Origin of the sequence: Vibrio sp. 10N.247.310.24 (assembly GCF_041467175.1) — a bacterium.
Classification (GTDB): domain Bacteria; phylum Pseudomonadota; class Gammaproteobacteria; order Enterobacterales; family Vibrionaceae; genus Vibrio; species Vibrio tasmaniensis_A.
Genome location: NZ_JBFSUD010000111.1, coordinates 1 through 11,845 on the forward strand (window position 1 = coordinate 1; position 11,845 = coordinate 11,845).

Genomic DNA, 11,845 nt, shown 5'->3' on the forward strand with positions numbered 1-11,845 from the left:
GCTACTTCCCCCTCGCCGCGATTAAAACGCTTTTATCTCGAACAAAATTTAACCGCGAAAGGTCAACACGCCCTAGCGGTTAATAAAAACCTCTAGCCTCTTTTTGTTTAGCTTCATTCATGAGCTTTAATGTTAAAACTAGTTCGCTTTGTTAAGTGACCAATCATAGTCATAGCTGAATTTGTGAGTATTCGTGATAGGTTGAGTTCGATATTGGTCTAAGTGCTGAATGAGCTGTTTCTCTGTACCAAAATCCACAGCAAACCATTCGTAAATCGATGATAGTTGTAGTTTGCTGTTGCTAACCAATACACCCTTATCACTGTTTACATACTCAGATGCAGCAAGCTCCAATAACATATCAGTCTTGTCAGCAGTAAAGGCCTGAGGTTGTAAGTTAGGGCAACCCAAACTCGCACAATTCACCGCATAATGAGTGCGCGGATCTTGCCAAATCGGTCTTAGGATTCGGTGTTCAATATCGTTGAGTGTCAGTGATTTTCCGTTAACGATTACCACATCATCTCCCCACGGCCCAAAACTAAATAGTCCGCCAAGTTTAGTGATGGATTTGATCGGGTAAGCATCAAGAATCAAATCGACAGTCACGGCGTTATATAGATTAACCCAATAGGCATACTGCTCCGCTTTTGAATAGTCGAGCGGATTAACTTGTTCGAGTTGCTTGATGTATTGCTTAAGTTTTGTCTTATCGGCAGTGTTCACCGCTTTATAGCGAACTAACGTATTTTGCCCCTGTTTAACCAAGTAGCTATCGAGGAGTTGCTGCCAATCTTGATGAGATACCTGTTCTAGGTTGGTTTCGTCGCTTTGGTTCCAGTATCGCCAAAGATCGGATTTAGGCGCAGACCAAGCTAAGGTTGAGAAAAGTAGGCTGACAATAAAAAGTAGTTGTTTCATGGCATTCTCCTGATGACTGACTACTAAGACCTTATGGCTTACCATTTTCTTTCATTGCTCTTCATTTAAATAAATATATGAAGTTAAGTTAATAGCTTAGACAAATAAAAAAGGTTGGCACTTGGCCAACCTTTTATATGAACACAAAACTGTGTGACTCTACTTCAAGACTTCTTTACTTCAGGAAGCTAGGAATCTTAGCTTCAAACTCTGAAATCTTATCGGCGTGTTGAAGCGTTAGGCCGATGTTATCTAGGCCATTCAGCAAACAGTGACGACGGAACTCATCAATTTCAAACGAGTACTCTTTACCGTTTGCACGGACTTTCATTGCTTCTAAATTAACGTCGATCTCAGCGCCTTCGTTTGCTTCAACAAACTGGAATAGTTCATCGACTTCCTGCTCTGAAAGACGAACAGGCACCATCTGGTTGTTGATTGAGTTTCCGTAGAAAATGTCGGCAAAGCTTGGTGCGATCATTACTTGGATACCGTAATCGGCAAGCGCCCAAGGTGCGTGTTCACGAGATGAACCACAACCGAAGTTTTCACGAGCCAGTAGAATTGAAGCGCCTTTATAGCGTGGTGCATTCATTACAAACTCAGGGTTTGGTTGTTGGCCTGCATCATCAAGGAAGCGCCAGTCGTGGAACAAGTGCTTACCAAAACCGATACGGTTCACTTTCTGTAGAAACTGCTTTGGAATGATCGCATCAGTATCGATGTTGGCCGTATCTAGAGGAACGACTAATCCGGTGTGTTGTTGAAAACCTGACATGTTAAATCCTCTAATTAAAGTTCACGAATATCGACAAAGTGACCAGCGATAGCCGCTGCGGCTGCCATTGCTGGGCTAACTAGGTGCGTACGACCATCACGGCCTTGGCGACCTTCAAAGTTACGGTTTGATGTAGAGGCACAGCGCTCTTGTGGACCTAGACGGTCGTTGTTCATTGCAAGACACATAGAGCAACCCGGTAGGCGCCATTCAAAGCCTGCTTCGATGAAGATCTTATCTAGGCCTTCAGCTTCAGCTTGTGCTTTTACTTGCTCAGAACCGGGAACGATTAATGCTTGAACATGTTTCGCTACTTGGCGGCCTTTCGCTACTGCTGCAGCTGCACGCATGTCTTCGATACGCGAGTTAGTACAAGAACCTACGAAGACTTTATCGACGTTGTAATCCGATAGAGATTTACCCGCTTCAAGGCCCATGTACGCCAGAGCCTTTTCTGCTGAAGCTTTTTCAACAGGATCTGCAAAGCTTTCTGGTGCAGGGATTGGTGTGTCTACCGAAATAACCTGACCTGGGTTAGTGCCCCAAGTAACTTGCGGTTTGATGTCTGCTGCGTCTAGTGTAACAACCGCATCGAACTCTGCATCAGCATCGGTTTTTAACGTATCCCAGTATTGGATTGCAGCTTCTAAGTCTTCACCTTGTGGAGAGAACTTACGACCTTTGATGTATTCGTATGTCGTTGCATCTGGAGCGATTAAGCCTGCTTTCGCGCCAAGCTCGATTGCCATGTTACATACCGTCATACGACCTTCCATTGTAAGGTCAGTAATGGCCTCACCACAGAATTCAACCACATAGCCTGTACCGCCAGCGGCTGTTGTCTTGCCGATGATAGCTAGTACGATATCTTTTGCTGTAATGCCTTCAGAGACTTTGCCTTTTACTTCGATCTTCATGGTTTTAGCGCGAGCTTGTTTTAGCGTTTGAGTTGCTAGAACGTGCTCAACTTCTGAAGTACCGATACCGAATGCTAATGAACCAAATGCACCATGTGTTGCCGTGTGTGAGTCACCACATACGATGGTCATGCCCGGCAGAGTAATACCTAGCTCAGGGCCCATTACGTGCACAATACCTTGGTATTTGTGGTTTAGGTCGTAGAGCGTGACACCAAACTCTTCACAGTTTTTCGATAGCGTTTCCATTTGGATACGAGCCATCTCGCCAGAAGCGTTGATGTCTTTAGTTTGTGTCGATACGTTGTGATCCATGGTTGCAAAAGTTTTGCCTACTTGGCGAACTTTACGACCTTTTTCACGCAGGCCATCAAAGGCTTGTGGCGACGTTACTTCGTGGACTAAGTGACGATCGATATAAAGAATTGGTGTTTCGCCCTTCGCTGCAACCGCAACGTGAGCGTCATAAACTTTTTCGTATAAGGTTTTTGCTTGCTGGTTTGTCGACATAGCTTTTCTTCCTTGGGAGCATCAGTCCCAGTGTTTGTTTCTAGCCAAGTCATGCGGTTTACGCTGACTTGGCTTGATATTATTCTTATGTACTTGCTTTTAATCTAAGCATCTAGCTTATGAAGCTAAGATGTACTCAGCGATCTTGTCACCCATTTCTGAGGTAGTCAGCGCTTGGTTCTTACCTGCAAGGTCTGCGGTTAGTTCGCCTGCAGAAAGTGCTTTAGATACCGCTGTTTCGATGTCTTGCGCTGCGGCTTCTTCGCCTAGGCTGTAACGAAGCATTAGCGCTGCAGAAAGAATTTGCGCGACTGGGTTCGCAATGTTCTTACCTGCGATATCTGGCGCACTGCCACCTGCTGGTTCGTATAGGCCGAAGTTGCTTTCGTTCAAGCTTGCTGAAGGAAGCATGCCCATAGAGCCCGTGATCATTGCACACTCATCAGAGATGATGTCACCGAAGATGTTCGAACAAAGCATCACGTCAAACTGAGATGGATCTTTGATTAGCTGCATGGTCGCGTTATCGATGTACATGTGGCTTAGTTTCACATCTGGGTAGTCTTTCGCTACTTCTTCAACCACTTCACGCCATAGGATAGAGCTTTGTAGAACGTTCGCTTTATCGATTGAGTAAACGTTTTTGTTACGTAGACGTGCAGATTCAAACGCAATCTTTGCAATACGTTCGATTTCGTAACGGTGGTAAACCTCAGTATCAAAGGCTTTCTCTGTTGCGCCTTCGCCTTCACGACCTTTAGGTTGACCGAAGTAGATACCGCCTGTTAGTTCACGAACAACAACGATGTCGAACCCGTTTCCTGAAATATCAGCACGTAGAGGAGAGAAAGACTCTAAACCCTTGTGGATTTGCGCAGGACGTAGATTACAGAACAGTTGGAAGTGTTTACGTAGCGGAAGTAGGGCACCACGTTCTGGTTGATCGTTTGGTGGAAGGTGTTCCCACTTAGGACCGCCAACAGAGCCGAAAAGTACCGCGTCAGATTCTTCACAACCTGTTACTGTCGCTTCTGGAAGTGGACAGCCGTGATTATCAATTGCGATACCTCCAACATCATACTCTTCGCGAGAAAAGCTAATCGCGTGCTTCTTCTCAATCGCGTCTAGCACTTTATGTGCTTGCTGCATTACTTCTGGGCCAATGCCATCACCAGGTAGTACGGCAATCTTGTATGATTTATCAGTCATGTTAATCCTTTAATTCTTGTTACTGAGCTAGTTGGCTCGTTTTAAATTTTGTCCCTAAAGCCAACAACAGCGGCTCTAGGGCTCTGTTATTGGGTGCTTAAACTGTCGCGATTCTTTGCTGCTTCATTTCAGCGATGGTGTCTGCACGTTGAATGCTATTGATAACGTGCAATAGCGCTTGACCAGAAGCTTCAACGATATCCGTTGAAACGCCCGTACCGTGGTACTTACGGCCTTTATAGTTCGCAATAATATCGGCTTGACCTAAGCCATCTTCGCCTTCGCCTTTCGCAGTCAGGTCGAATTTATCCAATGCAATTTCGTAACCCGTTAAGCGGTAGATACATTGGTATAAAGCATCTACAGGGCCGTTACCGACAGCCGCTTCGCATTTCTCTTCATCGCCACATTGCAGCTTGATGCTGGTGGTAGACATAACACTACCAGATTGTACGCTTAGGTAGTTAAGTTTATAGAAGTCATCTTCGTCGCGTAGGTTCGCGAAATGCATTAATGCTTCTAAGTCGTAATCGAATACTTGGCCTTTACGGTCAGCCAGCTTCAAGAAGTCTTCGTACAATGAATCTAGGTTGTATTCGTTATCTTTGTAGCCCATCGCGTCCATGTGGCTCTTAACAGCCGCTCGGCCACTACGGCTTGTTAGGTTCAATGCCTTGTTCTTCAAACCGATAGACTCAGGAGTCATGATCTCGTAAGTATTCTTGTTCTTAAGCATGCCATCTTGGTGAATACCTGAAGAGTGGCTGAATGCGTTAGCACCGACGATTGCCTTGTTGTCTTGAATTGGCATGTGGCAAAGCTGGCTAACCAACTTACTGGTACGGTGAATCTCTTTATGATCCAAGCCGGTGTGAACCCCCAAAAGCTCTTGACGAGTTTTGATGATCATTGCGATTTCTTCTAAAGAACAGTTACCTGCACGTTCGCCAATACCATTGATTGTGCCTTCAATTTGACGAGCGCCCGCTTGCACAGCAGCAATTGAGTTTGCAACCGACATACCTAAGTCATCGTGACAGTGAACAGAGATGATCGCTTGGTCGATGTTGGGTACGCGATCGAATAGCGTTTTGATAATGCCACCGAATTCATTCGGTACTGTGTAGCCAACGGTGTCTGGAATGTTGATGGTTTTCGCGCCTGCGTTAATCGCGGCTTCAACCATACGGCATAAGTTGTCGATAGGGGTACGACCGGCATCTTCACATGAGAACTCAACATCATCGGTGTAGTTACGCGCATGTTTGACGGCTTTCACTGCCATCTCGACAACATCGTCGTAGCTGCGTCGTAATTTGTCTTGTACGTGAACCGTCGATGTAGAGATGAAGGTATGAATACGGAACTGGTCAGCAACTTTAAGCGCTTCTGCAGCGGCGTCGATATCTTTCGCTACGGCACGAGAAAGTGCACAAATACGGCTGTCTTTGATGTGTTTAGCGATGGTTTGTACAGACTCGAAATCACCTGGCGAAGAGATAGGGAAGCCAGCTTCGATAACATCGACACCCAGTCTCTCAAGAGCATAAGCGATCTGTAACTTCTCTTTTACCGTAAGGCTTGCAGCCAATGCTTGCTCGCCGTCACGTAAGGTAGTATCAAAAATTATTACTTGATCGTTCATGGGTGCTTCCTTATATCGATAATGAATCGATTGCTATCCAAATTATTATTAAGAATGATGTTCTTTTAAAAGTGCCAGTTACAAAAAAACCCGCTCAGTGCGGGTTTTAATATTTGTGTAGTTCTTGACCCACAACTTACCCGCGCGATTGGTTCACGATAAGGAGAAGTTTCAGCAGTAGAGAAGAAAAAATCATTACACAAATATCCGTAAATAAACTGTTAACACCATATTTACCGTAATTTATTCTGAGCGTCAAACAAGAAAATCCAATATCAGCGTACATTGGCAGTGTTTTGGTTTGGTTTGTGCTGTTTTTTGTGCTTTAGTTGGCTAAAACAACTGATTGGTGGTTTTGTATTGGCGGGTTAGTTTATCGTTTGGCTGATGTGTAGGTTAAAACTTTGTAGTAAATCTTTTTGATGGAACGATTCACCAAAAAAATTACAAGCGTTACCCAATTAATTAATCACTTGATTAAATAGTGAGTAATTAATCTTCTACTGTTACGCCTGTTTATCTCTATAATTAATCGGATGATTAATTATAGAGATGGATTTTTGCCATGACGGCACGAAAAGCGGGGCGACCTCAACAGAACTTAGATGTTCGACAGTTATTGATTGAGCATGCTCGCGATCTGTTTGTTGTTCAGCCATACGACAAGGTCTCGACACGTCTGATTGCTGATCGTGCGGGTGTGAACATTGCGATGATCCGTTATTACTTTGGCAGTAAGGCTGGGTTATTTGAGGCGATGCTACGTGAAACCCTACGACCGATGCAATTGCAGATGCAAAGGTTGGTTGAAGAAAGCAGTCATGAGAACTTTCTTGATTTAATGCGGACTTACTACAAAGAGATGGTCAAGGTGCCCAAGTTTCCACGCTTGATTGCCCAAGTAATGAATATGCCTCCCTCTGAAGTGCAAAGAGAGTTGCTCGAAAAGGTTTTCCTCGATGTGGCCAAGCCAGCCCAAGATGTCATTTTTGAAAAGTTGGTGGCACAAGGTGTCTTAAGAAAAGAGATGGATCCCAAGCTCTGTCGCGTGTCGTATATAAGCTTGATGGTATTTCCGTTCATTGCGCCGCCCCCTCTATTAGCAATCCATGGTATTGAGATTAATGAAGAATTTCTTAACCGTTTAATCGAACACAACATTCAATTGATGACAGAAGGCTTTATAAACACGCCTAGCCCTTCTTCCGTGCAGGACCAAAGATAATGAAAATAAATAAAAAACTACTCTTCTTTCCGGCACTTGCGGTTGGTGTCATTGGCCTTGTGGTTGCGATTAACTTGAAGCCGGATCTTCCAACCAAGCCCGCGGGTGATAGAGCTCGCTTAGTTGATACAGTAAGCCTAGAGCAACAACTGATAGCACCGCTAGCGGTTGGCTTTGGCAAAGTGGTGCCGAAAGTCGAATGGAAAGCGATTGCTGAGGTAACAGGACAGATCGTGTATCGCCATCCGGATCTTGAGAAAGGTCAGGTGATCCCCGCCGGAACGGTCGTGCTCAAGGTTGATCCATTGGATTACGAATTGAAACTGATACAAGCAGAGGCGGATCTAAAATCAAGCCAAACCTCATTAGCAAAATTGAATCAAGAAGAAGACAACCTGAATCAGACTCTTAAGATCGAAAAGAATCGCTTAGTGATCAGCAACAAAGAGCTACAACGTAAACAAGATCTGCGTAAGAAAGGGCTGACTTCTCAATCGGATGTCGACCTGCAACAACAAAGTGCACTGTCTCAACAGAAGCTAGTGTTGGATATCGCGAACCAAATCGCTTTAATGCCTGATGAAAAACGTGTTGCGGAAGCAGTGATTAAGGTCAACGTGTCTAAAGTAAAAGAGGCGCAGCGCTCTCTCGATAAGACCACCATCATTTTGCCAAGAGCGATGAGAATTGCTCAGGTTGATATCGAACAAAGCCAAGTGGTTAACCTTCAGCAAGAGATGTTTGTTGCTCACGGAATTAACGTCATGGAAGTGGAGGCGCAACTTTCTATTCACGATATGCAAACTTTAGCCTCGAGCTTTAATCAATTCCCTCGCGATGCTGCAGGTATCCCTAATCCTTATGAAGCGCCAATCAAAGCGACGATTCAACTTAACAGCGGCAACCTGAACCTGAGTTGGCCTGCGAAGGTGGCAAGAATCAGTGAAACCGTTGATGAAAACCAAGCGACAGCCGGAATTATTCTCGAGATCGCTCAAGACTATTCACAACTGCAACCAAGCAATGCGACCCCTTTGGTTAACGGTATGTTTGTAAAAGCTGAGATTGAAGGTGTCGCGAATCTAAGTTGGGTGGTTCCAGAGCGAGCATTGCACGGTGACAAGGTTTACCTGATGGATGACAATCAGCGCTTGCAAGTGGTGAATGTTGAAGTGCTTTATCGCAGAGATAACCAAGTGGTTGTGAGTGGCGAGCTACAAACGGGAGATAAATTGGTTCTTAATGACGTCCTGCCAGCTATCGAAGGCATGTTACTGAAAGAGTCGAACTCTACAGAGGTTAAGCTTGAATCGGATACTCAGGAGAGTGCGTCATGATCAAGTTCTTTTCTAGGCACCCAACAGCTGCAAACTTGTTGATGCTTGGGTTATTGATCATGGGTATAAGCTCATTATCAACCATCAAGCGTGAAACCTTCCCCGCTTATGATCCGCCTTATATTATGGCGGCCATCGTTTATCCCGGAGCATCACCACAAGAAGTGGAAGAAAGCTTGTGTGTACGAATGGAAGATGCCGTCGATGGCCTAGCTAACATTGAAGAGACTCAGTGTGAAGCCATCGAAGGTAGCGCACGTCTAATCCTGAAGTTGAATGAGAAAGCGGATATCGGTCGAATGCTGGTGGATGTGCAAACTCAAATCAACTCGATCAATGATTTCCCAACTGAGATTGAATCGCCTGTTGTTCAAGAACTGGATTGGAATGAACCGGTTGTTGATATCGCCATCACAGCAGAAACGTCGTGGCCGGAGCTTAAGGCCTACGCTGAAGACCTCAAACGTATCATGAAGCTTGATTATGATGTTTCACTGGTCGATGTTAGCGGCTTCTCTGATCATCAATACCGCGTTGAACTGGATACTCAAGCGATTCGCCAACTGGGTTTGAGTGTCGGTGATATCGCAGACCAGATTGGCCGTCAGAATGTAAAACTGCCAAGCGGTAACGTTGAAACACCAGACAAGAATTTTCTGATTCGTTTTGATGAAAGACGAATTACACCGGTTGAGCTGGAAAGCATCGTGGTTGGCTCTGCGCCTAATGGATCAGTGATCCGTCTGAGAGACATTGCAAAAATAACCGACCGCTTTGAGCTTGATGAACAGAAGGTGTTGTTTGATGGAAAGCCATCGGCTCTGTTGAAAATCAGTAAAAACAAAGAAGATGATGCGTTACGAATCAAAGAGAACGTGACGCGTTTCGTTGAAGATCAGAGCGCGATTGCCCCTGATGGCGTGACGCTACAAATGACCAACGATCTCTCCTCTGTGCTGTGGGATCGCCTTACCATGATGGTTCGCAATGGCTGGCAAGGTATTGTGCTGGTATTTGCCACCATGTGGCTGTTCTTCAGTTTACGCTATTCATTCTGGGTTGCGGCTGGCTTACCGGTTGCCTTCCTAGGTGGCTTATTCTTAATGGCTAACCTTGGTTTATCGATTAACATCATGTCATTGGTTGGCTTGCTAATGGCGATTGGTATCATGATGGATGACACCATCGTGATAGCCGAATCGATAGCGTCCCATTTAGATCGGGGGCAAAACGTTGATGATGCGGTGTACAACGGCGTTAAGAAAGTGCTTCCCGGAGTGTTATCTTCTTTCTTAACTACGGTGTGTATTTTCGGTAGCTTGCTGTTTCTCGATGGAGAGATGGGCGCGGTGCTTAAGGCTGTTCCTCAAGTATTGATATTAGTGCTGTCGTTGAGCTTGATTGAAGCCTTCCTGATTTTGCCTAATCACTTGTCTCATTCATTACACAAAGAAAAGAATGACAAGCCAGCGCTGCGCTTCAAAGTTGTGTTGTTAGAGAAGTTTGAGAACTTTCGTAATACCACCTTGATGAACATGGTTGAGAAAGTGGTGACATTCCGCTACGCCTTTATGGGCGGAGTGCTGACCCTGCTGTTGCTTTCGGTAGCCTTGATTGCTGGTGGCGTTGTTAAGTTCCAACCTTTCCCTGAACTGGATGGTGATATTGCCGAGGCGCGTATCATTCTTCCGCCAGGCGCATCATTGTCTCAAACCGAGAGAGTCGTAGACAAAATTGTCGCGTCTGCTGAGCGTTTGAATGAGCAATGGAGCGAAGAGGTTGAGGACGGTAATAAATTGGTTGAGCATATCACCAGCCAATTCAATGCCAACGCAGACGCCAATGAATCAGGGCCACATTTAGCCACAGTGCGTTTAGACTTACGCGGTGCAGAGAGCCGTAACACGGTTATCGATGATTTCATCAATGCATGGCGTGAAGACATCGGTGAGCTGGCGGATCCTATTTCATTAGTGTTCAAGCAGCCAACCATGGGGCCGGGTGGTCGTGCCATCGAGATCCGTGCCAAGCATGATGATCTGGCTGAATTGAAGTCCGCTTCTCTGGAGATTCAGGAATACCTCAATCAGTTTGACGGGGTGCATGGTGTGCTTGATGACATGCGCATGGGTAAAGAAGAGATCTTAGTCAAGCTGCGCCCTGGAGCTGAAACCTACAATGTGAATGGGCAGATGATTGCGTCCCAATTACGAGCGGCTTTCTTTGGGCAAACTGCGGATGAGATTCAAATCGGTGTTGAGAACATCTCGATTGAGGTGCGTCTTAATAAGGAACAAGCGGGCGACATACAGCAGCTGGCTAACTTCCCTATCATTACCGCAGATGGCAGTCAGATCCCGCTAGCAACCTTGGCTACACTAGATTTCCAACGTAACTACGTGCGAATTCAACGTATTGATGGGCTGAGAACCATCAGTATCTTTGGTGATATTGATAATAAGAAAGCGAGTTCGTCCGCGATTTTGGCTCAGTTCCAAAAAGATGAAGCAGCCAAGCTTATTCAAAAGTACCCAGGATTACGCTTTGATTTTGAAGGTGAAGCCAAAGATGCCGCGAAGACTGGAGCCTCGATGGGCAAAGGCTTCTTGCTCGGCTTATTCGGCGTGTTTGCGATTCTTAGCTATCAATTCCGAAGCTACTTAGAGCCTGTGGTCGTGATGCTAGCAATTCCACTCGCCTTTATTGGGGTGGTGGTTGGTCACTGGATACTTGGCCACTCTTTGAGTATGCCAAGCATGATGGGCTTTGTGTCGCTTGCCGGGATTGTGGTTAATGATTCCATTTTGTTGGTGCAGTACATTCGTCACCATGTCGATGAGGGAGATAGCGTGCATGACTCGGTGGTGAAAGCCAGTCGCGAGCGTTTCCGAGCGGTATTCTTGACCTCAATGACGACCGCAGCTGGTTTGCTACCGCTGTTGACGGAAACCAGCTTGCAGGCTCAGGTTATCCAACCATTGGTTATTTCGATTGTGTTTGGCATATTTGCTTCAACCTTATTGGTGCTGTTTATGATCCCAGCGGCTTACGCAATATTAGCGGACTTTGGTTTAGTGAAAAAGCATGAGCCATTAGCGCTATAACTTTTAGTGCTATAACCTTTAGCGCTATTATCATTATCGAACGCTATAACCATTAACACGATAGAAGTAGCGTTTGCTTGCTTATATAAAGAAGTAAAAACGTAGAAGAATAAAGCGGCCTTGGGTCGCTTTATTTTTATCGGCTGTACCGTCCTAAATATGGTTGACACATTTCCAACATGAAATTGGAGAGTGTCAT

8 protein-coding genes are annotated in these 11,845 nt (G+C 45.3%); 3 read left to right on the forward strand and 5 right to left on the reverse strand.

Going from position 1 to position 11,845, the window contains the following annotated elements:
* Positions 1-138: 138 nt before the first annotated feature.
* From AB6E08_RS21325 to leuA, 5 genes are all read right to left on the reverse strand, one after another.
* Complete coding sequence (locus AB6E08_RS21325; protein ID WP_372064102.1) at positions 139-921, reverse strand: DUF547 domain-containing protein; 783 nt, start codon at positions 919-921, stop codon at positions 139-141.
* A 175-nt stretch (positions 922-1,096) separates the two neighbouring features.
* A complete protein-coding gene (gene leuD, locus AB6E08_RS21330; protein WP_372064100.1) occupies positions 1,097-1,699 on the reverse strand; it encodes a 3-isopropylmalate dehydratase small subunit in 603 nt (200 codons plus the stop codon).
* A 14-nt stretch (positions 1,700-1,713) separates the two neighbouring features.
* Complete coding sequence (gene leuC / locus AB6E08_RS21335) at positions 1,714-3,126, reverse strand: 3-isopropylmalate dehydratase large subunit (RefSeq protein WP_372064098.1); 1,413 nt, start codon at positions 3,124-3,126, stop codon at positions 1,714-1,716.
* A 117-nt stretch (positions 3,127-3,243) separates the two neighbouring features.
* A complete protein-coding gene (leuB, locus tag AB6E08_RS21340) occupies positions 3,244-4,335 on the reverse strand; it encodes a 3-isopropylmalate dehydrogenase (protein WP_102298541.1) in 1,092 nt (363 codons plus the stop codon).
* 97 nt (positions 4,336-4,432) lie between these two features.
* Entirely contained in the window at positions 4,433-5,980 is a 1,548-nt protein-coding gene (gene leuA / locus AB6E08_RS21345) for a 2-isopropylmalate synthase (protein ID WP_004735885.1), read from the reverse strand.
* A gap of 565 nt (positions 5,981-6,545) precedes the next feature.
* Between leuA and AB6E08_RS21350 the strand changes: the two genes are divergently transcribed.
* Genes AB6E08_RS21350 through AB6E08_RS21360 form a run of 3 tightly spaced genes read left to right on the forward strand, consistent with a single transcriptional unit; the run spans position 6,546 to position 11,646 of the window.
* Positions 6,546-7,205, forward strand: coding sequence for a TetR/AcrR family transcriptional regulator (locus AB6E08_RS21350; RefSeq protein WP_017077646.1), 660 nt, complete (start codon positions 6,546-6,548; stop codon positions 7,203-7,205).
* Complete coding sequence (locus AB6E08_RS21355) at positions 7,205-8,542, forward strand: efflux RND transporter periplasmic adaptor subunit (RefSeq protein WP_372064095.1); 1,338 nt, start codon at positions 7,205-7,207, stop codon at positions 8,540-8,542. The genes AB6E08_RS21350 and AB6E08_RS21355 overlap by 1 nt, the downstream gene beginning before the upstream one ends.
* Complete coding sequence (locus AB6E08_RS21360) at positions 8,539-11,646, forward strand: efflux RND transporter permease subunit (RefSeq protein WP_372064093.1); 3,108 nt, start codon at positions 8,539-8,541, stop codon at positions 11,644-11,646. Before AB6E08_RS21355 ends, AB6E08_RS21360 begins: the two co-directional genes overlap by 4 nt.
* Positions 11,647-11,845 lie beyond the last annotated feature (199 nt).

Coding starts and splice junctions, on each gene's coding strand:
- leuB (WP_102298541.1), bottom strand. CDS start 4,335: ATGACTGATAAATCATACAAGATTGCCGTACTACCTGGTGATGGCATT.
- AB6E08_RS21350 (WP_017077646.1), top strand. CDS start 6,546: ATGACGGCACGAAAAGCGGGGCGACCTCAACAGAACTTAGATGTTCGA.
- AB6E08_RS21355 (WP_372064095.1), top strand. CDS start 7,205: ATGAAAATAAATAAAAAACTACTCTTCTTTCCGGCACTTGCGGTTGGT.
- AB6E08_RS21325 (WP_372064102.1), bottom strand. CDS start 921: ATGAAACAACTACTTTTTATTGTCAGCCTACTTTTCTCAACCTTAGCT.
- leuD (WP_372064100.1), bottom strand. CDS start 1,699: ATGTCAGGTTTTCAACAACACACCGGATTAGTCGTTCCTCTAGATACG.
- AB6E08_RS21360 (WP_372064093.1), top strand. CDS start 8,539: ATGATCAAGTTCTTTTCTAGGCACCCAACAGCTGCAAACTTGTTGATG.
- leuC (WP_372064098.1), bottom strand. CDS start 3,126: ATGTCGACAAACCAGCAAGCAAAAACCTTATACGAAAAAGTTTATGAC.
- leuA (WP_004735885.1), bottom strand. CDS start 5,980: ATGAACGATCAAGTAATAATTTTTGATACTACCTTACGTGACGGCGAG.